At 61.9% G+C, this 21,663-nt stretch carries 19 protein-coding genes; 12 read left to right on the forward strand and 7 right to left on the reverse strand.

The annotated features are described in order from the left end of the window. The first annotated feature begins 6 nt into the window (after window positions 1-6). Genes LZ012_RS09950 through LZ012_RS09960 form a run of 3 tightly spaced genes read left to right on the forward strand, consistent with a single transcriptional unit; the run spans window position 7 to window position 4,116 of the window. On the forward strand, window positions 7-1,341 hold the full coding sequence (locus LZ012_RS09950) for a DNA recombination protein RmuC (protein ID WP_275710278.1): 1,335 nt from the start codon (window positions 7-9) through the stop codon (window positions 1,339-1,341). Beyond that, a complete protein-coding gene (locus LZ012_RS09955; protein ID WP_275710280.1) occupies window positions 1,325-1,747 on the forward strand; it encodes a DUF3293 domain-containing protein in 423 nt (140 codons plus the stop codon). The genes LZ012_RS09950 and LZ012_RS09955 overlap by 17 nt, the downstream gene beginning before the upstream one ends. Window positions 1,748-1,749: 2 nt before the next feature. Further along, complete coding sequence (locus LZ012_RS09960; protein ID WP_275710282.1) at window positions 1,750-4,116, forward strand: serine/threonine protein kinase; 2,367 nt, start codon at window positions 1,750-1,752, stop codon at window positions 4,114-4,116. Between the two features lie 107 nt (window positions 4,117-4,223). On the opposite strand, the gene LZ012_RS09965 is transcribed toward LZ012_RS09960, so the two are convergent. Continuing rightward, window positions 4,224-5,045 (reverse strand): outer membrane protein assembly factor BamD, encoded by an 822-nt coding sequence (locus LZ012_RS09965; protein WP_275710284.1) that lies wholly within the window; start codon window positions 5,043-5,045, stop codon window positions 4,224-4,226. Window positions 5,046-5,047: 2 nt separating this feature from the next. Between LZ012_RS09965 and rluD the strand changes: the two genes are divergently transcribed. Together rluD and pgeF are read left to right on the forward strand one after the other, a co-directional pair. Then, window positions 5,048-6,007, forward strand: coding sequence for a 23S rRNA pseudouridine(1911/1915/1917) synthase RluD (gene rluD, locus LZ012_RS09970; RefSeq protein ID WP_275710286.1), 960 nt, complete (start codon window positions 5,048-5,050; stop codon window positions 6,005-6,007). After that, window positions 5,997-6,728, forward strand: coding sequence for a peptidoglycan editing factor PgeF (gene pgeF, locus LZ012_RS09975; RefSeq protein ID WP_275710288.1), 732 nt, complete (start codon window positions 5,997-5,999; stop codon window positions 6,726-6,728). Before rluD ends, pgeF begins: the two co-directional genes overlap by 11 nt. Before the next feature lie 66 nt (window positions 6,729-6,794). Here the strand turns inward: pgeF and LZ012_RS09980 are convergent, their stop codons facing one another. Further along, entirely contained in the window at window positions 6,795-8,357 is a 1,563-nt protein-coding gene (locus LZ012_RS09980) for an acetyl-CoA hydrolase/transferase family protein (protein WP_275710291.1), read from the reverse strand. A 246-nt stretch (window positions 8,358-8,603) separates the two neighbouring features. Continuing rightward, window positions 8,604-8,825: a hypothetical protein gene (locus tag LZ012_RS09985; protein ID WP_275710293.1), complete on the reverse strand. Its 222-nt coding sequence runs from the start codon at window positions 8,823-8,825 to the stop codon at window positions 8,604-8,606. Window positions 8,826-8,946: 121 nt separating this feature from the next. Between LZ012_RS09985 and gcvA the strand changes: the two genes are divergently transcribed. Both gcvA and LZ012_RS09995 read left to right on the forward strand, forming a co-directional pair. After that, entirely contained in the window at window positions 8,947-9,921 is a 975-nt protein-coding gene (gene gcvA / locus LZ012_RS09990; protein ID WP_275710295.1) for a transcriptional regulator GcvA, read from the forward strand. Between the two features lie 29 nt (window positions 9,922-9,950). Beyond that, the gene (locus tag LZ012_RS09995) at window positions 9,951-10,718 is read left to right on the forward strand and encodes a ZIP family metal transporter (protein WP_275710297.1); all 768 of its coding nucleotides are present in this window, start codon (window positions 9,951-9,953) and stop codon (window positions 10,716-10,718) included. 70 nt (window positions 10,719-10,788) lie between these two features. Here LZ012_RS09995 and LZ012_RS10000 read toward each other — a convergent pair whose 3' ends face one another. Then, complete coding sequence (locus LZ012_RS10000) at window positions 10,789-11,007, reverse strand: hypothetical protein (protein ID WP_275710299.1); 219 nt, start codon at window positions 11,005-11,007, stop codon at window positions 10,789-10,791. Between the two features lie 176 nt (window positions 11,008-11,183). Here LZ012_RS10000 and phaC point away from each other — a divergent pair, with 176 nt between their 5' ends. From phaC to phaR, 5 genes are all read left to right on the forward strand, one after another. Then, a complete protein-coding gene (gene phaC / locus LZ012_RS10005; RefSeq protein WP_275710301.1) occupies window positions 11,184-12,914 on the forward strand; it encodes a class I poly(R)-hydroxyalkanoic acid synthase in 1,731 nt (576 codons plus the stop codon). 20 nt (window positions 12,915-12,934) lie between these two features. After that, the gene (gene phbB / locus LZ012_RS10010) at window positions 12,935-13,675 is read left to right on the forward strand and encodes an acetoacetyl-CoA reductase (protein ID WP_275710303.1); all 741 of its coding nucleotides are present in this window, start codon (window positions 12,935-12,937) and stop codon (window positions 13,673-13,675) included. A 50-nt stretch (window positions 13,676-13,725) separates the two neighbouring features. Beyond that, window positions 13,726-14,469, forward strand: a complete 744-nt coding sequence (gene phbB / locus LZ012_RS10015; RefSeq protein WP_275710305.1) for an acetoacetyl-CoA reductase — start codon at window positions 13,726-13,728, stop codon at window positions 14,467-14,469. Between the two features lie 185 nt (window positions 14,470-14,654). Then, a complete protein-coding gene (locus LZ012_RS10020) occupies window positions 14,655-14,888 on the forward strand; it encodes a DUF2798 domain-containing protein (RefSeq protein WP_476728685.1) in 234 nt (77 codons plus the stop codon). Between the two features lie 400 nt (window positions 14,889-15,288). After that, window positions 15,289-15,834, forward strand: coding sequence for a polyhydroxyalkanoate synthesis repressor PhaR (gene phaR, locus LZ012_RS10025; RefSeq protein ID WP_275710307.1), 546 nt, complete (start codon window positions 15,289-15,291; stop codon window positions 15,832-15,834). Between the two features lie 109 nt (window positions 15,835-15,943). On the opposite strand, the gene LZ012_RS10030 is transcribed toward phaR, so the two are convergent. From LZ012_RS10030 to LZ012_RS10040, 3 genes are read right to left on the reverse strand one after another with little or no spacing between them, the layout of a single operon-like run. Then, window positions 15,944-17,371: an efflux transporter outer membrane subunit gene (locus LZ012_RS10030; RefSeq protein ID WP_275710309.1), complete on the reverse strand. Its 1,428-nt coding sequence runs from the start codon at window positions 17,369-17,371 to the stop codon at window positions 15,944-15,946. Continuing rightward, window positions 17,368-20,493 carry an efflux RND transporter permease subunit gene (locus LZ012_RS10035; protein WP_275710311.1) on the reverse strand — a complete coding sequence of 1,042 codons (3,126 nt, stop codon included), beginning with the start codon at window positions 20,491-20,493 and terminating at the stop codon, window positions 17,368-17,370. Before LZ012_RS10035 ends, LZ012_RS10030 begins: the two co-directional genes overlap by 4 nt. A gap of 9 nt (window positions 20,494-20,502) precedes the next feature. After that, window positions 20,503-21,636 (reverse strand): efflux RND transporter periplasmic adaptor subunit, encoded by a 1,134-nt coding sequence (locus tag LZ012_RS10040; protein WP_275710313.1) that lies wholly within the window; start codon window positions 21,634-21,636, stop codon window positions 20,503-20,505. Window positions 21,637-21,663: the final 27 nt, after the last annotated feature.

Genomic DNA, 21,663 nt, shown 5'->3' on the forward strand with positions numbered 1-21,663 from the left:
CAGTCAATGAGTGAAACGATGGGGCTGGCCGTACTGGTCGGCATGGTGGTGGTCATCTTGTTGCAGGTGGCCGTGTTGTTGCGCGGCAACCGCAAGCAGGACGACGAGCAGCACGAATTACGCTTCCGCGCCCTGCAGGAGGCGCAGGAAAAAGGCCTGATGCGCCTGGAGCGGGAATTGCGCGAGGAACTGGCGCGCGGCCGGCGCGAAGATGCCGAGGATGCCTTCCGGGATCGCGAGGAGCGCGCCCAGTCGGCCACGCTGCTCAGCCAGGCGGTGACGACGCAGGTCGGCCAGTTCGGTGCTCTGCAGGCTGAGCGCCTGGAAGCCTTTGCCCGCGAACTGAACCGCTTCTCGCTCGGCCTCGACGAGCGTTTCGAGCGCCTGAAGGCGACGGTCGAGGGGCGCCTGACGGCCATCCAGGCCGACAACGCCAACAAGCTGGAAGAAATGCGGCGGACCGTCGACGAGAAGCTGCACGCCACGCTGGAGCAGCGGCTGGGCGAATCGTTCAAGCTGGTCAGCGACCGCCTCGAACAGGTGCATCGCGGCCTCGGCGAAATGCAGACCCTGGCCGCCGGTGTCGGCGACCTCAAGCGCGTGCTGACCAACGTCAAGACGCGCGGCACCTGGGGCGAGGTGCAATTGTCGGCCCTGCTCGAACAGTTGCTGACCGCCGATCAGTTCGCCGCCAATGTGGCCACCAAGCCGGGCAGCGGCGAGCGGGTCGATTTTGCCATCCGCCTGCCGGGCAAGGGAGACGGCGCCGAAGTCTGGCTGCCGATCGACGCCAAGTTCCCGATCGAGGATTACCAGCGCCTGATCGATGCGCAGGAGCCGGCTGCCATCGAGGAGGCCGCCAAGGCCATCGAAGTGCGCCTGAAGAACGAGGCGAAGAGCATCCGCGAAAAATACGTCGCGCCGCCGCACACCACCGATTTCGCCGTGCTCTACCTGCCCATCGAAGGCCTGTATGCCGAGGCCCTGCGCCGCCCCGGGCTGGCCGAGGTTTTGCAGCGCGATTACCGGGTCAGTCTGGCCGGGCCGACCACGTTGGCGGCGATGCTGAACAGCCTGCAGATGGGCTTCCGTACCCTGGCCATAGAGCAGCGCTCGGCCGAAGTATGGGCCGTGCTCGGGGCGGTGAAGACCGAGTTCGGCAAGTTCGGCGAGGCCCTGGCCCATACCAAGAAGAAGCTCGACGAAGCGAGCAACAGCATCGCCAAGGCGGAGACGCGGACGCGGCAGCTGTCGCGCAAGCTGAAGGAAGTCGAGGCCCTGCCGGTGGCGGATACTGAACAATTGATCGGAGTGGCGGATTTCGATGGCGAAGACGACTGAACTGGAAGCGGCCTACCGGGCGACGACTTATCGCGTTTTTCTGCCCGGCGGCATCTGTGATCTGCGGGTCGGCGAGCCGTGCGAAACCTTGCGCTGCTGGCTGGAGACGGCCGGTTGCGCGCATTTCGCCGTGATCACCGCGCACAATCCGGGTTCCGTCGTGGCCAGCGAGGCGGACAATGCGGAACGCCAGGCGCAACTCGAATGCGACCTGCTGGAGGGCAATTACGAACCCTACGCCGCCCAGAATCTGCCGGATGCTGACGGACCGGTCGAGGAAAGCTGCTTCGTCCCCGACCTGGCGCCCGAAGATGCCTGTGCATTGGCCGAGGATTACGGGCAGAATGCAGTGATCAGCGGCAGCGCCGACGGCGTGCCGCATCTGGTGTGGATTGAAGACAGATAACAATGAAAAGAATTGGCCGTTTCGAGGTCAGGAGGGAATTGGGGCGCGGTGCGCAAAGCGTGGTCTATCTGGGGTTCGATCCCCAGTTGCAACGTGAAATTGCCATCAAGACCCTGCATTTCGCACGTCCCGACCCTGCTCAAAATCAGGCATTGCTGACCGAGGCGCGGGCTGTCGGACGCATGCGCCACCCCAACATCGTGCCGATTTTCGAGGCAGGCGAGCAGGCGGGCGACCTCTATCTGGTCTTCGAATACGTGCCGGGCACCAATCTGGCGGAATTCCTGAAACAGAGCGGAGCGCTGCCGCCGGTCAAGGCGGTCACCATCATGCGCCGCATCCTCGATGCGGTTGCCCATGCGCACGCCCAGGGCATCATCCACCGCGACCTCAAGCCGTCGAACATCCTGCTCGACGACGATGGAACGCCCAAAGTCATGGATTTCGGTATCGCAACGCGCATCGATGGCGCGGTCGAGGGCAGCGACCGGGTCACCGGTACGCCGGCCTACATGGCGCCCGAGTACGTGCAGCGTCGGGAAATCAGCGAGCGTTCCGACATATTTTCGGCCGGTGTGATCCTGTTCGAAATGCTGGTCGGGCAGCGCGCCGTGACCGGCGGTAGCCTGAAGGAAGTGATGCAACGCATCGCAACGCAGGATATCGAAGTGCCGACCAGTGCCAGCATCGACGATCGTCTGCGTCCCATCCTGCTCAAGGCCGTGGCACGCGACCCGGCGCTGCGCTTCCAGAGCGCGGCACAGTTTGCCGATGCGCTGGAGAATTACCTGAATCCGGAAGAGGAGGCTGTGGAGTCCGACGGCAGCCGGCAGTCGACCATCGATTTCCTGCTCCGCCGCATGCGCCACAAGAGCGATTTCCCGGCCCTGTCGGAGTCGGTCAGCGCCATCAACAAGATCGCCAACAGCGAAAAGGAGAGTATCGACAAGCTGTCGAATACTATCCTCAAGGATTTTGCGCTGACCAACAAGCTGCTGCGTCTGGTCAATTCGGCCTACTTCCGGCCGGCCGGTGGCGGCACCATCAGCACGGTGTCGCGAGCGGTCATCGTGCTCGGCTTCGAGGCCGTGCGCAATATCGCCATCACCGTTCTGCTCTTCGAACATCTGCAGAACAAGGGCAACGCCAACCAACTCAAGGAAGACTTCCTGCGCGCCAACCTGGCCGGCGTGCTGGCCAAGGACATCGGCGCCACCGCCCAGATGCGCAACCTGGAGCAATCGTTCATCTGCGCGCTGTTCCACAGCCTGGGGCGTCTGTTGTCGCAATATTATTTCCCGGAAGAGGCGGACGAGATTCGCCGGGTCATGGCTCAGCGGGAGTTTTCAGAGGAAAAAGCGGCGATCCAGGTGCTGGGGATTTCCTTCGAGGAAATGGGCATTGCGGTAGCTCGCCAGTGGGGCTTCCCGACCTTGATCGTGGGCACCATGCGCCGTCTGCCGGCCGGGGCGATCAGGAAGCCGGTGGAGCAGGAGGACAAGCTGCGCGTGCTGTCCGGGTTTGCCAACGAACTGTGCGATGTCATCGCCGAGGCGACGCCGGAAGACCGCGAGCGGGAACTGAAGAAGACCATGGCCCGTTTTGCCGAGGCCATTACCTGCGATCAGAAAGAAGTGCACCAGACCGTGCAGCGCGCAGTCGAGGAAGTCGCCGACTTTGCACGGGTCATCCATTTCAATTTGCAGCAGACGACCTTCGGCAAGCAGATGCGCCAGTTTGCCAAAGCCGGCCCCAGCGAGCAGCTCGATACTCAGGAACAAGCCGTCAATGAGATGGCAGCGAGTACGGTACTCGGGGCACCTGATCTCTTGAAAGAAGGCGAGGGCGGGGTCATTGACGCACAATCCGTGCTGACGGCGGGAATCCAGGACATTAGCAATACGCTGGTCGATGGCTTCAAGCTCAACGACATCCTGCGCATCATTCTGGAGACGATGTACCGGGCAATGGGTTTCAAGCGGGTCGTGTTGTGCATACGCGATGCCAAGGCCGGCGTCATGCAGGGGCGTTTCGGGTTCGGGCCGGACGCCAATGAAGTGGCGCGGGCTTTTCGCTTTCCGCTCAGCTTCACGCCGGATATTTTCCATGCCGCCACATCGAAGGGTGTCGACCTGCTGATCAGCGACATCGACGATCCGAAAATCGCCAGTCGCATACCCGACTGGTACCGCAAGGCGGTGCCGGCCCATTCCTTCGTTCTCTTTCCGCTCAACATCAAGGGCAACCCGGTGGCGCTGATCTACGCCGACCGTGACGAGCCGGGCGGCATTGCGATCCCTGAGAAGGAACTGCAGCTACTCCGCACCCTACGCAATCAGGCCGTCCTGGCGATCAAGCAGGGTAGCTAGAACGGTGCTGTCGGCGGTGGTCGGATACCCTGTCGGCCGCTGTTTGAAAAGGGGCCGACAATGAAAAATGCCCGCTGATGCGGGCATTTTTCATTGGCAAGTTTCGCTTACCAGAGCTTCCACCAAGCGGTCTTGCGATCCAGGCCGTCCTTGTAGAAGCGGCTGTTCGGGAAATTCTTCTTCATCACCCGGTCGGCGTCATCGCGCAGATCCGGCATGCCCATCTTGTCGTAGGCCGTCACCAAGATGTACATCGCTTCCTCGATGGCCGGCGCTTGCGGGTAGGTCTTGATCGCCTGCTGGGCGCGGTTGGCGGCAGCGATGTAGGCACCACGCTTGGCGTAGTAGCGGGCGACGTGCACCTCGAGCGAAGCCATGGCATTGACCAGATAGTTCAAGCGCAACGTCGCATCCGGCGTGTATTTGCTGTTCGGGAAGCGGGTGACCAGTTCCTTGAAGGATTCGAACGCTTCGCGGGCCGCCTTGGGGTCGCGCTCGGTCTGGTCCTGCGAGCTGATATAGGCGGTCAGGCCGAGGTCTTCGTTGAAATTGATCAGGCCCTTCAGGTAATAGACATAGTCGACCGTCGGGTGGCTGGGGTGCAGCTTGATGAAGCGGTCGCAGGCGGCGATGGCGGAACCCGGTTCGTTGCCTTTCCAGTAAACGTAACCGAGTTCAAGCTGGGCCTGCTGGGCGTAGCGGCCATAGGGGAAGCGGGCTTCGAGCTTTTCCAGGTACTTGGCCGCCTTGTCCCAGGCGCCGTCGGCCTGAGCATCCTTGGCTTCGGAATACAGCTTGCCGGCCGACCAGCCGCTGGTTTCATCGTACTTGTCGGCAGTACCGCAGCCGGCCAGGATGGCGGCGGCGATGAGGGCGAGCAATGTGCGGATGAAGGCAGGGAAAGTCCGGAATGCGGGTAAACTTCGCATCTATGAATGATCCTATTGAAGATTCCGGCGATTATAGCCGAACTGAACCGCTCCGCCTGACCGTTCCCGACGCTTGTTCCGGCCGTCGTCTCGACCAGGTGCTGGCCGAGCTGCTGCCCCAGCATTCCCGCAACCGCCTGCAAGGCTGGGTCAAGGAGGGCTGCGTGCTGGTCGATGGCGAGGCGCAAACCGAACCCAAGCGCAAGGTGCTGGGCGGGGAAATCCTGCTCATCGACGAGCCGGACGATATTCGCAACCAGATCGACCAGCCCGAGGATATTCCTCTCGACGTGGTATTCGAGGACGACACGCTGCTCATCATCAATAAACCGGCCGGCCTGGTCGTCCATCCGGGCAGCGGCAACTGGAACGGCACGTTGATGAACGCCTTGCTGCACCATGTGCCGGGTATCGACCAGATTCCGCGGGCCGGCATCGTCCATCGCCTGGACAAGGACACCAGCGGCCTGATGGTGGTCGCCAAGACGCTTGAGGCGCAGACCGATCTGGTTCGCCAGTTGCAGGCACGGACTGTCAAGCGCATCTATCTGGCTTTCGCGGCCGGCGTGATCAAGAAGGACGGCGGCGTCGATTCGCCGATCGGTCGCCACCCGACGCAGCGCATCAAGATGGCGGTGGTGCCGGAAAACCGCGGTGGCAAGCCGGCGCTGACCTGGTATCGCGTCCTCGATTCCTTCCCGTACTGCACCTACATCGAATGTTCGCTGGAGACCGGGCGGACGCACCAGATCCGTGTCCATATGGCCTCGATCAATCATCCGCTGGTCGGCGATCCGGTGTATGGCAAGACCAATCCGAAATTGCCGGATTTTCCGCGCCAGGCCTTGCACGCGACACGCCTCGGCCTGGTGCATCCCATGACCGGCCTGAAGATGCAGTGGGAAGTGCCCATGCCGCAGGATATGCGCGACCTGCTCGATACCCTGCGCTATGGCGGCTGACTGTCTGATTCCGGAATGGCCGGCGCCAGCCAATGTGCGTGCGCTGCAGACCTTGCGCACCGGCGGTTGCAGCCGGGCGCCATGGAACAGCCTTAACCTGGGGGATCATGTCGGTGATGATCCCGGGCGGGTGGCTTTCAACCGGGCCAGTTTGCGCGAGCGCTTGCCTGCCGAGCCGTTGTGGCTGAGCCAGGTGCATGACACTGCGGTGGTCGACGCGGCTTCAGCTGAGCAACGCGTTGCCGCCGATGCTGCTGTCTCTCGCCGTCCGGGGAGCGTTTGTGCCGTCATGACCGCCGATTGCCTGCCGGTGCTGTTCTGCGACCGTGCCGGGACTATCGTCGCGGCTGCTCATGCCGGGTGGCGCGGGCTGCTGGACGGCGTTCTGGAAAACACGGTCGCCGCCATGCAGGTGCCGCCAGGCGACTTGCTGGCCTGGCTGGGTCCGGCCATCGGACCGCAGCGGTTTGAGGTCGGCGACGAAGTTCGGGCGGCATTTGTCGCCAGGAATGCGGAAGCCGCCGGCTGCTTTGCGGCGCAGGCTGAGGGCAAGTGGCTGGCCAATATCTACGGCCTGGCTCGGCTGCGTCTGGCCAGGTTGGGTATCACCCAGGTCAGTGGCGGCGACGCCTGCACGGTCAGCGATGCCGAACGTTATTTTTCCTATCGCCGTGACGGTACGACCGGTCGCATGGCGACGCTGATCTGGCTGGCTACATAGGGCTGAACGACGAGAGCAAGAAAAAGGGCTGCCGATGGCAGCCTTTTTGTTTGGCAAACGACGGCCTCAAGTCGCCCAAGCGTCGGCCTGAACGGTCGATTCCTGGCGCCACGCCGCGCGCGCCGCGTTGTTGGCAATCCAGTTGGGCAGGAAGGTATAGGCCTCGTCGAGCAGATGCGGCGTGTGGCGGCCCGGGGAATAGCGCTGAGCGCGGTCATAGTATTCACGCAGGGCGGGACGGAAGTTCGGATGGGCGCAGTTCTCGATCACCACCTTGGCGCGCTGTTTGGGCGACAGGCCGCGCAGGTCGGCCAGGCCTTGTTCGGTGACGATGATCTGGACGTCGTGTTCGGTATGATCGACGTGCGAGACCATGGGCACGATGCACGAAATACTGCCGTTCTTGGCGCTCGACGGCGTCATGAAGATCGAGATGAAGGCGTTGCGCGCGAAATCACCGGAACCGCCGATGCCGTTCATGATCGAGGTGCCCATGATGTGGGTCGAATTGACGTTGCCGTATATGTCGGCCTCGATCAGGCCGTTCATGGCAATGACGCCGAGGCGACGGATGACTTCCGGGTGATTCGAGATTTCCTGCGGACGTAGGATGATGCTGTCCTTGAAGCGCGGTAGGTCGGCGTTCAGCTCGGTCAGCGCATTGGGGCTGAGCGAGAACGAAGTGGCGGATGCGCAGGTCAGCTTGCCCGATTTGATCAGTTCCAGCATGCCGTCCTGCAGCACCTCGGTGTAGGCGGTCAGGTTGTCGAAAGGGCCGTCCTGCAGGCCAGCCATCACGGCATTGGCCACGTTGCCGACACCGGACTGCAGCGGCAGCAGGTTTTTCGGCAGACGCCCCATCTTTACTTCGTGCTGGAGGAATTCGAGGATGTGGCCGGCGATGCGCTGCGAGTTCTGGTCGGGCGGCGTGAAAGCCGAATTGCGGTCGGCCTTGTTGGTTTCAATGACCGCTATGACCTTGCTGGGATCGATGCGGAAATACGGCTCGCCAATGCGGTCTTCGGTGCGCTCGATGGGGATAGCCTTGCGGTGCGGCGGCAGGGCAGTTCCGTAGTAGATGTCGTGCATGCCCTCGAGATGCGGGTTCTGCCAGGCGTTGACTTCGAGGATGATCTTGTCGGCCTGATCCAGCCACGTCTTGTTGTTGCCGACCGAGGATGACGGGATCAGCCGGCCGTCTTCCAGGATGCCGGCCACTTCGACGACCGCCACGTCGAGCTTGCCGAGGAAGCCGCCCCAGACGAACTGTGCGACATGCGACAGGTGAACGTCGATGTATTCCATCTCGCCGGCATTGATGCGCTTGCGGCAGGTGGGATCGGATTGGTAGGGCAGGCGCATTTCGATGCCATCAACCATGGCCAGCGCGCCGTCCAGTTCCGGGGCGGTGGAAGCCCCGGTCCAGACGCCGATCTTGAATTTCTGCCCATGCAGGTTGGCGTCAAGAATGCGCTTGGCCAGTGCGGTCGGCAGTTCCTTCGGGTAGCCGGCGCCGGTGAAGCCGCTCATGCCGACATTGGCACCGGACGGGATGAGGAGGGCGGCCTCGTGGGCCGACATGACTTTGCTGCGCAGGTGAGGATTGAGGATGCGGTTGGCACCGTCCATGGTCGAAAGCTCCGGGTCAGGTTGTTGATCGACAGCACACTCCACGGATGGCCGGACGCCGGGCAATGCGGTTTGCCGATGATGTGGCGACCGAAAGCCCAGAAAAAGAGCCCGCACGAGGCGGGCTCAAATCCTGGAGCAGCGCATGTAGCCCCGGGAGAGAAACAAATTTAGCAAGGGCAAATGCTGTCGACGAACGAGAACTTGTTTATCGATGCGTTAGAAAAACTAACTTATCGGTCTGGTTTATTTGTTTTCGGCGCTGGTAGCCGGGGCGGCCGGAACAACATTGGCGGTCGCTTCGCCGGCCGGGGCGGTCGGCAGCGAGGTCGGCGCTGCAGATGCTTCGCTGGTATTCAGGGACGGGGTGCTGGCCGGCGGCGGCAACGCGGCGACAGCTTCTTCCTTTTTGGTGCAGGCGGCACAGGCGATGGCAATCAGGGTTAGGGCGATCAGGGACTTCTTCATGGGGTTTCCTTTACTGAGCAAACGGTGCTGTCGGGCACCGAAGGTCGCCACGATAGGGTTCGCCTTGCCGGTCGACAAACGAGACTTTATGATTCGACGCATTAGAAAAATTTAATCGTTCATGGCCTACCGTTTACCTCCGCTCGGCTCGCTGCGCGCCTTCGAATCAGCGGCCCGTCACTTGAGCTTTAAGCTTGCCGCCGAAGAGCTGCATGTCACGCCGGCCGCGGTCAGCCAGCAGATCAAAGGCCTGGAGGATTACCTCGGGGTACGCCTTTTCGTCCGGCTGACGCGGGCCTTGGCCATCACGCCGCAAGGCGAGGCGATGCTGCCGAAAGTCCGGGCCAGCTTCGATTGCCTCGCCGAGGCAGTGGCTGCTGTGCATGCCGGCGCTAGCGGGGGACTGAACGTGACGGCGCCGCCGTCATTCGCCACGCGCTGGCTGGTGCCTCGCCTGCCAGGTTTTGCCGCCGCCCATCCCGAAATTCGCTTGCGTCTTTCCAGCAGCAGCGACAGTGTGGATCGGCGCGGCACCGGACAACGTGTCGATAGTGAGGCGCACGATCCGCGGGAAGTCGACAGCGAATTGTCCATCCGCTACGGGGCGGGACATTACCCGGGATATATCGTCGAGCGCCTGTTGGCCCCGGGCTGGGTGCCGGTGTGCAGCCCCCGATTGGCAAGCAGTAGGCCCTTGCGCATTCCGCAGGATCTGGCAAAGCATGTGCTGATCCACGATGAAACCATTGATGACGCCGGGCGTCACCCTGGTTGGCAGGAATGGCTGGCAGCGGCTGGCGTCAATGGCGTGGATAGCGAACGCGGGCCGCGGTTCAGCAATGCGGTGCTGGCCGTGGAGGCTGCTTTGGACGGGCAAGGCGTGGCCTTGGCGCTGCAACCGCTGATCGAGGCCGATCTGGCCGCCGGGCGCTTGGTCGTTCCTTTCGACATGGCGGTGCCTTCGCCCTTTGCCTACTACCTGGTGATGCGCAGGGCGGTGGCCGGTCGTCCGCCGGTGCTCGCCTTCCGCGACTGGTTGCTGAATGAGACCGGTGCACGAGGCGCGTCTGATGAACCGGCCGTCGACGGCGTATAATCCGCGCCTTCATTCAAGATGAGCAAGTCGTGAGCACTTTTTCGTGGATCATCGCGGTTTCGCTGGCGGGGGGCGTACTGAGCGTTCTCGCCGCTGCGGCCTTGAGCATTTCGTTGGGTGTGCATCGCGTCGGCATGCTGATTTCCTATGCCATCGGCGCACTGCTCGGTGCCGCCTTCCTCGAAATCCTGCCGCATGCTCTGGAACATGGCGACCCGCACAAAATGGCGGGCACCGTCCTGTTCGGTATCCTGGTTTTCTTCGTGCTGGAAAAACTGGTGCTCTGGCGCCACTGCCACCATGACCACTGCGAGGCCCACGAGGCGCATGCGCCGGCTCACGACCACGGGCGTTCTGGCTTGCTGATCCTGGTCGGCGACACTTTCCACAATTTCGTGGACGGCATTCTGATCGCCGCCGCCTTTCTGGAAAATACCGAACTCGGCATCGTCACCGCGCTGGCCATCATTGCCCACGAAATTCCGCAGGAAGTCGGTGATTACCTGATTCTGCTGCATTCCGGCTACAGCAAGGTCAAGGCGCTGGCCTTCAATCTGCTATCCAGCTTGGCGACCCTGATCGGTGCGATGCTGGCCTATTTCGCCCTGTCGGAACTGAACGAATGGATTCCGTCCCTGCTCGGCCTGGCCGCAGCCAGCATGATTTATGTTGCGGTGGCCGACCTGATCCCCGGTTTGCATAAACGGACCGAGCTGAAGGCCACAGTGCAGCAGGTCGTGCTGATCGCCATGGGCATCGCCTCCATCGGGCTGGTCCGCACCCTGGTCGGCGAATAATCCGCTGCCCAGATGTCACCGGCACCGGCGACATTACTGAACACTGGCAATCACCTGCGCGAAACCGGCCTCAGGATTCCGCGTCCTGGCGATTCTTCTCGGCCATCATTTCCTTGAACCGCCGCCGCTCCCGGCGCACGCGCGACCCGGCGAAGTACAGCAGCAGTCCGCAGGGCAGGGCGCCGTAAAATAGGAAGGAGATGATTCCGGAAATGACGGTCGGCTCGTTGGCGGCGACCAGAACGGTCACGTAGAGCCAGCCGATGACGATGATCAGTGCGAGCGACATGGCAGCAAATCGCAGCTTGGCGAGTAAATCATTTCAAGAATCCAATGGGTTGCAACAATGTACGTCGGGGCCTTTCCCCGGGGCCATGATTATGCATGCAAATACATTGACAGCGCCGAAGAGGGTATGGAGAATCCAAAAGCTCCAGCCCCGATAACACAGATACGAGACTTCCCATGGCGCAGGGATCGAACAACAACGACGTATTCATGGGTTCTGCCGCGCAGTTCATGCAAGCCGGCCAGAACATGATGCAGCAGTTCATGGATTATCTCGGCAAGTCAGGCGGCCAGGCCGCCGCAATGCCGCCGCCGGTGGCCGATCCGCAGGCATTGACCGGACTGCAAAAGCAGTTCATGGATCAGCAGATGTCGTTGTGGCAGTCCGTTCTCGGCAAGCAACAGGGCCAGGAGCCGGCCTTCAAGGTCGCCCCGGAGCCCGGCGATCGCCGTTTTTCGGCGCCGGAATGGAAGGAAAGCCCGATTTACGATTACCTGCACCAGGCTTACCTGCTCAATACGCAGTACCTGAAGCAGATGGTCGAGGTGATGCCGGCCCAGGATGAAAAGGCCAAGGAACGCATGCGTTTCCTGGCGCGCCAGATGGCCGACGCCATGGCGCCTTCCAATTTTGCGGCGACCAATCCCGAATTCATCAAGCTGGCCATTGAAACCAAAGGCCAGAGCATTACCGACGGCATCAACAACCTAATCAAGGATTTCGAGAAGGGCCGCATCTCGATGACCGACGAATCGGTTTTCGAGGTCGGCAAGAACATCGCCACCACCGAAGGAGCGGTCGTTTACGAAAACGAAGCGATGCAGTTGATCCAGTATGCGCCGCTGACCCCCAAGGTCGCTTCGCGGCCGCTGGTTGTCGTGCCGCCGTGCATCAACAAGTTCTACATCATGGACCTGCAGCCGGACAATTCGCTGATCCGCTTCATGGTCGAGCAGGGTAATACCGTATTTCTCGTTTCCTGGCGCAATCCGACGGAGGCACAAGGCCACCTGGGCTGGGACGACTACCTCGAAAACGGGCCGATTGCCGCGTTGCGTGTCGCCCGCGAAATCACCAAGGTCAAGCAGGTCAATGCCCTCGGCTTCTGCGTCGGCGGCACCATCCTGACTTCGGCATTGGCCGTGCTCAAGGCGCGCGGCGAGAGCCCGGTCGCCTCGCTGACCCTGCTCACCACGCTGCTCGATTTCTCCGATACCGGCGAAATCGGCCTGTTCATCGATGAGCAGGGCGTTACCACCCGCGAATCGACCATCGGCCAGGGCGGCCTGCTGCCCGCCCGCGACCTGCAGAACACCTTCTCCTTCCTGCGCGCCAACGACCTGGTCTGGAACTACGTCACCGGCAACTACCTGAAGGGGCAGAAGCCGCAAGCCTTCGACCTGCTGTACTGGAATTCCGATTCGACCAATCTGCCGGGGCCGTTCGCCGCCTGGTACATGCGCAACATGTATCTGGAAAACAACCTGTGCGTGCCGGGCAAGCTGACCATGTGCGGCGAGCAGGTCGATCTCGGCAAGCTCGACATGCCGGTCTATCTGCTGGCCACCCGCGAAGACCACATCGTGCCGTGGCAGTCGGCCTACCAGAGCACGCGCCTGCTGAGCGGCAAGGTGCGCTACGTGCTGGGCGCTTCCGGCCACATCGCCGGGGTGATCAACCCGGTCAGCAAGAACAAGCGCAGCTACTGGATCAATGAGAATGTGACTACCGATGCCGACGGCTGGCTGGCCGCGGCGGAGGAAAGGAAGGGAAGCTGGTGGGCCGACTGGGCCGGCTGGCTGAAACCGTTGTCGGGAGAGCAGCGGGCACCGCGCAAACTGGGGAATACCAAATACAAGGCCATCGAGCCGGCCCCCGGACGTTATGTCAAGGAACGCGCGGTATAAAACTTCCCGTGGAGAGAATGATGTCGCGTGTTGCACTGATTACCGGTGGTATGGGGGGGCTGGGCGAGGCCATATGCATCAAGATGGCGGCGCTGGGCTACAAGGTGGTGACAACGTATTCGCCGGGTAATGGCAAGGTGGATACCTGGCTGAAGGGCATGAACAACATGGGCTACGGCTTCAAAGCCTACCCGTGCGATGTGACCGATTTCGATTCGGCCAAAGTCTGTGTCGATACCGTGACACGCGAAGTCGGCCCGGTCGATGTGCTGGTCAACAACGCCGGCATCACCCGCGACATGACTTTCAAGAAAATGACCAAGGCCGACTGGGATGCGGTCATGCGGACCAATCTCGATTCCGTCTTCAACATGACCAAGCAGGTTATGGACGGCATGATCGAGCGCAAGTGGGGGCGGGTGGTCAACGTCTCCTCGGTCAATGGCCAGAAGGGGGCTTTCGGTCAGACCAACTATTCCGCGGCCAAGGCCGGCATGCATGGCTTCACCAAGGCGCTGGCCCTCGAGGTCGCCAAGCAGGGGGTGACGGTGAATACTATTTCGCCGGGCTATATCGGCACCAAGATGGTGACGGCCATTCCGCAGGAAATCCTTGATTCCAAAATTCTGCCGCAGATCCCGGTCAATCGCCTGGGGAAACCGGAAGAAATCGCCGGCCTGGTGGCCTACCTCGCTTCCGATGAAGCGGCGTTCGTGACCGGTGCCAATATTTCCATCAACGGCGGTCAGCACATGTTCTGACCGGCGCAACTTTTTTTACCCCGCTGTATTTCACAAGGAAGGAAATAACTATGACGCAACGTGTTGCTCTCGTTACCGGTGCTATGGGTGGTCTGGGAACCGCAATCTGCCAAGAACTGGCCAAGGCCGGCAATAAGGTGGTTGCCGCTTATCACCCGCAATTCGACAACAAGGATGCCTGGCTGGCCGACATGGCTGCCGCCGGCTTCAAGGATTTCGTCTGTGTCGCCGGTGACGTCTCTGTTCTGGAAGACTGCCAGCGTATGGTTTCCGAGGCTGAAGCTGCTTGTGGTCAGGTCGATATCCTGATCAACAACGCCGGCATCACCCGCGACCGTATGTTCGCCAAGATGGAACGTGACGGCTGGGATGCGGTGATCGCCACCAACCTGACCTCGCTGTTCAACATGACCAAGCAAGTCTCCGCCAAGATGGCCGAGCGCGGCTGGGGTCGTATCGTGAACATCTCCTCCGTCAACGGCGTCAAGGGTCAGGCTGGCCAGACCAACTACTCCGCCGCCAAGGCTGGCGTGATCGGCTTCACCAAGGCACTGGCCGCCGAGCTGGCTGCCAAGGGCGTGACCGTCAACGCCATCGCCCCGGGCTACGTAGCCACCAAGATGGTCATGGCGATCAAGCCGGAAGTTCTGCAGACCATCGTCGACTCCGTCCCGATGAAGCGCCTGGCCAAGCCGGAAGAAATCGGCTACGCCTGTGCCTACCTGTCGAACGAACTGTCCGGCTTCACCACCGGCGCCACCATCAACATCAACGGCGGCCTGTACTACCAGTAACCCGTAGATCGATGGTTGTCCATGCGTTGCAGCAAGACGCATGAAACACAAAAAGCCCTGTAAAGCAGGGCTTTTTTATTTTCTTCTGGCCGTTGTGAGGAGCGCGAACCGGTGTCCATGCTGATCTCCGGTGTTTCCGATTGATACCGGCCAGAAAATTAACCGTGATGTATGTGGGACGATCAATGAACCTTAAGCCAAAACATGTCCAGCCAGTACTGATGGCGGGAATCATGGCTTTCCTGATGACTGCCTTCGTAACCTGGATGAATCTTGGATTTCCACCGGATTACATCAGCCGCTGGTTGCACGCCTTCGTCGTGGCCTGGCCCTTGGCGGTGGTTGCGGCTTACATCGCCATCCCGATTTCGGCGAAAGCCACCGGCAAGATTATGAGAGCGCTTGGTGCCGACCAGTAATGGGCGATAAGGAGCCAAGCTGTATGGGATGCGTACATCACTACATTACGCATGACCCGGTATTCAGGTACGGCTGTAAAGCCTTCGGCTTCAGGAGCCAGCAATCGCCGATTCGTGTCGTGCAGGACGCATCGGCACAGCAGTGCAGGTTGTTTGAGCGGAGGGGCACGGCCAAGCGCTAATCGAGCGAGACGGCGCGCTGCACCAAGCAGTTGATTAGTCGCCAGGGCATCTGGCCTTTGAGTCTTGGGGCGACATCGATTTGCTGGCGACAAGTGTGGATTTCAGCATGAAATATTGCTCAATTTCTGCATTGCAACAGCAAATGGGCGCCTATGGGGGGGCATTTTTTTCGTATAATGTTGCGCTGCACACAAACAATCGTTTTGAGGATCGCAGCATGTCGGAACCGGTACGCCTGATCAAGAAATACCCCAACCGTCGTCTTTACGATACCAAGACGAGTGCGTACATCACGCTGGGCGACGTCAAGGATCTCGTCCTCAAATTCGAAGTCTTCAAGGTGGTCGATGCCAAGACTGGTGATGACCTGACCCGCAGCATCCTGCTCCAGATCATTCTCGAAGAGGAAACTGGCGGCGTGCCGATGTTCTCCAGCGAACTGCTTTCCGGCTTCATCCGTTTCTACGGCAGCACCATGCAGGGCATGCTCGGCAAGTACCTGGAAAACAACATGAAGACCTTCGTTGATTTCCAGCAGAAACTGCAGGACCAGTCGCGGACCATGTACGGTGCCGCCGACAACACCCACATGCAGACGGATTTCTGGAACCAGTTCCTGAATTTCCAACAGCCGGCCATGCAGAGCATGATGACGGCCTATATGGACCAGTCCAAGAAGATGTTCCAGTCCATGCAGGACCAACTGCAAAGCCAGACCCGGAACATGTTCACCGGCTATCAGGCAGACAAGCCCGAGAAGTGATGTCCCGGTCGGCCTAAGCGCCGCCTATGCAATGCAATGAAAAATGGCCGTCGAAACGGCCATTTTTTATGGGAGGGCTGCCGTGGAGGGCAGCCCGGATTCCGGCAACTCAAGTCGGGGCATCGGCCTTCCAGCCACCACCCAGCGCTTTGAACAGGCTGACCGAGGTGCTCAGGCGGGCCTGCCTGACACTGATGGCCGCCAGTTGGGCATCGTTCAGCGTGCGCTGGGCATCCAGCACTTCCAGATATCCGGTCTGGCCGGCTTCGTAGCGCAGGCGGGAAATGGCCATCGCCTTTTCGGCGCGATCGACCCGGATGCCCTGAGCGCCTTCTTCCTCACCATACTCGCGCAGGCTGACCAGCGCATCGCGGACTTCCTTGTAGGCAGTTTGCAGGCTGTTCTGCCAGGCGATCAGCGATTGCTGGTTGACCGCCTTGGCCTGATCGACGCGGGCGGAAGTCCGGCCGAAATCGAGGATGGGCATCAACGCAGCCAGGCCGATGGACCAAGTGCCGGAACCGGCGCTGAACAGGTCGGACAGCACCTTGCTCTCGCTGCCGATACTGCCGGTCAGCGTGAATTTCGGGAAGTAACCGGCCTTGGCGATGCCGATGCCGGCATTGGCTGCAATCAGCTCCTGTTCCGCCTGACGCACATCCGGGCGGCCTTCGATCAGGTCGGAGGGCAGGCCGGCCGGCGGTTCCGGCAGCAAGGGCAATAGCTTCAGGTCGCCAGCGGCAATCTTCAGTTCCGGATTGCCGGTGAGCAGGGCCAACTGATGTTCGGCCAGCGTGCGCAGACGGCGCTGTTCGGTGAGTTGTGCCTGTGCCGCAGCCAGGGCGCCTTCCGCCTGATAACCGTCGAGCGGCGAGGCGAGGCCGGCATCGACCCGCGTCTTGACCAACTTGAGACTTTCCTCGCGACTCTTCACCGTTTCGCTGCTGACCGCCAGCTGGGCATCGTAGGCGCGGAGCGCCAGATAGGTGTCGGTGACCAGGCCGGCGACGCTCAGCCGGACGGCATCGCGCGAATACTGGCTGGCCAGCAGGCTGGCGCGGGCCGATTCGTTGGCGCGGCGGATACGGCCCCAAACGTCGAGTTCGAAAGACGTGCTGAGGCCGGCGCTGCGCGCGTGGCGAACAGTCGGTTGTGACGAGACAAAAGTTGCTGTCTTGGTACTGGCCTTGCTGTTGCTGATGCCAGCCGAACCGTCGATTTCCGGGAAGAAGGAAGCTCCGGCCTCGCGGGCAACAGCCTCGGCCTGTTCGACGCGGGCGATGGCCTGACGCAGGCTGGCATTGCTTTGCAGCGCCTGGACAACCAGATCGTCCAGGGGCTTGTCGTTGAACAGCGTCCACCATTCCGGGTTGATGGCCGGGTTCTGAGCAATCGCTACGTTGTCGGCCGGCTTGGCTTCGCCGAAGACGCTGGGTAGCAGGTTCGCCGGACGCAGGTAGTCGGGGCCGATGGCGCAGCCGCTCAGGGCCAGTGCGAGCGCCAGCGGCGTCAGGCGGGTAAGGATGGGGGACATCATGCTTGCTCCTCCTCCTCGGCAACGTCGAGGTTCCGGGGATCGATCTGCTTGCCGCGCTCCAGCCACTTGAAGAACAGCGGCACGAAGAGCGTGGCGATGAAGGTGGCGGCCAGCATGCCGCCGAAGACGCCGGTACCCATCGACTGGCGGGCGCCAGCGCCGGCGCCGGTCGCCTTGACCAGCGGGAAGACGCCGAGCACGAAGGCCAGTGAAGTCATGATGATCGGCCGCAGACGCAGGCGGGCCGCTTCGACGGCCGCCTCGGCGGCGCTCATTCCTTCCCCATACTTCTGGGCGGCGAATTCGACGATCAGAATGGCGTTTTTCGACGCCAGACCGATCAGCACGACGAGGCCGATCTGGAAGTAGATGTCGTTCGGCATGCCACGCACCCAGATTGCCGTCAGCGCGCCCATCAGCGCGAAGGGCACGGCCATCACGACGGCGATGGGCAGCGACCATTTTTCGTATTGGGCGGCGAGGATCAGGAAGACCATGATGATGGCGAAGCCGAATGCCTGCAGCGATGAGCCGGAACTGCGCTTTTCCTGGAAGACCTGGCCGGTCCACGCGATGCCGTAGCCGTCGGGCAGGGTCGCGGCGGCAACTTCCTCGACGATTTTGATGGCGTCGCCCGAGCTGACGCCCGGCTTCGAGTCGCCCATCACCTTGGCGGCGATGAAGCCGTTGAAGCGCTCGATCTGCTCCGGACCGACGATGTTCTGCACGCGGCTGACCGCCGACAATGGAATCATCGCGTTGGTCGTCGTGCTGCGCACGTAGACCTTGCCGATGTCGTCAGCCTTCATCCGGTAGTTGGCTTCGGCCTGCAACTGCACGCGATAGACGCGGCCAGCCTTGTTGAAGTCATTGACGTAGAGCGCGCCCATCGTGCTTTGCAGCGTCGAGTAGATGTCGGCGATCGGGATGCCCAGCGCCAGCGCCTTCTGTTCGTCGACCTCGACGAATAGCTGGGGCACGGTCGGCCGGAAAAAGGTCGAAATACGGGTGAATTCCGGATGCTTCTGCAGCTCGGCGATGAAGGCCTGGGTGACCTCGTTGAGCTTGCGGGCATCGCCGTCCACCTTGTTCTGGACATAAACTTCGAAGCCGCCGGCCGTGCCGAGGCCGCGGATGGGCGGCGGATTGAAAACGAGGCCGAGACCGTCCGGCTGCATCATGCCGAAGCCCATGAACTTGCCGGCCAGGTCCTGCGCCTTGCCCTGGCGTTCCGACCAGTCCTTAAGCGGAATGAAGATGGTGCCGGCATTGGGCTTGTTGCCGCCGCCGATCAGGTCGAAGCCGGAAACGATGAAGGTGTGGGCCACCGCTTCGTCCTTGGCGAACATCTGGCGCATGTTCTCGCCGGTCTTCTCGGTACGCTTCAGCGTCGCGCCGTCGGGCAGGATCAGCGCCGAGATCAGGTAGCCCTGGTCTTCGGCCGGCACGAAGCCGCCGGGGATGATGCGGAAGAAGGCGACAGCCGCCGCGATCACCAGCGCAAACACCGTGGCGCCGATGATGCCGTGCTTGAGCGTCAGGCTGACGGTGCGGGTGTAGGTGCTGGTCAGACGCTCGAAGCCCCGGTTGAACGGCGCGAACCACTTGTTTTCGGTGTGCTGCGCCTTGAGCAGCAGAGCGCAGAGTGCCGGGGTCAGGGTCAGCGCGACGACGCCGGAGAGCACGACGGCGACGGCGACGGTGACGGCGAACTGCTTGTACAGCTGGCCGGCGATGCCACCGAGGAAGGCGACCGGGATGAACACCGCGCAGAGCACCAAGACGATGGCGATCAGCGCGCCGGTGACCTGTTTCATGGCCTTGATCGCCGCCTGCTTGGGCGGCAGCTTCTCTTCGGCCATCAGGCGCTCGACGTTCTCGAGCACGACGATGGCGTCGTCCACGACGATACCGATCGCGAGCACCATGGCGAACAGCGTCAGCATGTTGATCGAGAAGCCGAACAGCCACAGGCCGGCGAAGGAGCCGATCAGCGAGATCGGCACGGCGATCATCGGGATCAGCGTGGCGCGCCAGCTCTGCAGGAAGATGAAGACGACGGCCAGCACCAGCAGCATGGCTTCGACCAGTGTGTGGACGACTTCCTTGATCGAGGCCGAGACGAAGTAGGTGGTGTCGTAGGGAATGACGTAGTCCATGCCCTCGGGGAAACGCTGCTTCAATTCGTCCATCTTGGTGCGGATGGAAGCGGCCGTTTCCAGCGCATTGGCGCCGGTCTGCAGGAAGATGCCCATGGCAATGGTCGGCTGGCCGTCGAGCGTCACGCGCTGGTCGTAGTTGTAGGCGCCGAGTTCGATACGAGCGATGTCCTTGAGGCGGAGGAGGCCGCCCGGGCCGCTGGCGCGGATGACGATATTGCCGAACTCATCTTCGCTCAACAGGCGGCCCTTGGCGGTCACTGTATAGACCAGCTGCTGATTATCCGGCGACGGCTCCTGGCCGATCTTGCCGGCGGCGTTCTGGGCATTCTGGGCGGCGATGGCGTTGGCCACCTCGTTGGTTGTCACGCCGAGCTGGGCCATGCGGTCCGGCTTCAGCCAGATGCGCATCGAGTAGTCTTGGGCACCGAAGATGGTCACGTCGCCGACGCCCTTGATCCGCTTCAATTCGTCGGCGATGTTCAGGCTGGCGTAGTTGGACAGGAACAGCGTGCTGTACTTGCCGCCTTCTGACTTCAGCGCGACGACGTTCAGGATGTCGTTCGAGCGCTTCTGGACGATCACCCCGTTGGTCCGCACGGCGGCCGGCAGGCGCGGCTCGGCAGCCTTGACCCGGTTATTGACGTTGACCGCGGCGAGGTCGGCGTTGGTGCCGACTTCGAAGGTGGCAGTGATGCTCACCGTGCCGTTGGCGGTCGCCGAGGAGTTGAAATACAGCATGTTCTCGACGCCGTTCAACTGCTCCTCGATCGGCGCAGCGACGGTCTTGGCCAGTGTTTCGGCCGAGGCGCCCGGGTAGGTGGCGGTGATCAGCACGGTCGGCGGCGCGATTTCCGGATACTGCGCGATGGGCAGTACGCGCGAGGCGACCAGGCCGGCGATGACGATGATGATCGAAATGACCGACGCGAAAATCGGTCGGTTAATGAAGAACTTGGCCATGGCTCGCCCCTAGTCCTTCTTCGCCGCCGGCGCTGCCTGTTCGGCACCGGGGACGACCGGTGGATGCGGATCGACCGGCGCACCGGGTCGCAACTTGAGCAGGTTGTCGACAATCACCTTGTCGCCGGCCTTGAGGCCGCCGAGGATGACCCAATCCTTGCCGTGCCACTCGCCGGCCTTGACCGGGCGCGGCGCGACCTTGTTCTCGGCGCCGACGGTCATCACCAGCGTGCCCTGTTCCGTCTGCAGCACGGCCGTCTGCGGCACCAGGAAAGCTCCGTCGCGCTCGCCGGTGAGCAGGCGGACGCGGACGAACTGGCCGGGCAGCAACTGGCCGCCGGCATTGTCGAATTCGGCGCGCAGTTGCTGGGTGCCGAGGGTGGTGTCGATATTGGTGGCGAGGAAGTTGAGCTTGCCGCGCTTGTCGTAGGTCTGGCCGTTAGCCATGACCAGTTCGACGCCCTTGATGTCCTTCTGCGTCATGCGGCCGCCGGGGAACTTGGCGAGATCGCTTTCGCCCAGGCTGAAGCGGACCCAGATCGGGTTGGTCTGGTAGATCGAGGTGAGCAGGCTGTCGGCGGTCGAGATCAGGTTGCCGTCGGACTTGATGGCGCGGCCGGTGGTGCCGGCCACCGGCGCCGTGACGGTGGTCCACGACAGGTTCAGTTCGGCCTGGCGCAGGGCGGCCTGGGCCATGGCGTTGGCCGATACGGCATCGTCGTAGTCCTTCTGGGCGATGGCCTTGGCTTCGGCCAGGCCCTTCAGGCGGCCGACTTCACGTGCCGTCTGCTCGGCCTTGGCCTTGGCTTCGGAGAGGGCGATCTCATACGGGGCGCGGTCGATCTGGAACAGCGGCTGGCCAGACTTTACGGTATCGCCTTCCTGGTACAGGCGCTTGGTCAGGATGCCGCCGACGCGGGCGCGCACCTCGGTTTCGCGGGCGCCTTCGGTCTGCGCCATGATTTCGATGCTGGTCGGCACCTTCTGCGGCTGCATTTCGAGGACGGTGACCGGCATCGGTCCCATTTTCGGCGGGCCGCCAGCCTGCTTGTCGCTGGAACATCCGGCTGCCGCCAGGGCGCCAATGAGCGCGGAAACAACGAAGGGCAGCGCCTTGCGCTGGAATAGTGATGTGGGGGACACGCCGATTCTCCTTGATTATTCTTGCTG

It is taken from the genome of Dechloromonas hankyongensis, assembly GCF_022012295.1.
Classification (GTDB): domain Bacteria; phylum Pseudomonadota; class Gammaproteobacteria; order Burkholderiales; family Rhodocyclaceae; genus Azonexus; species Azonexus hankyongensis.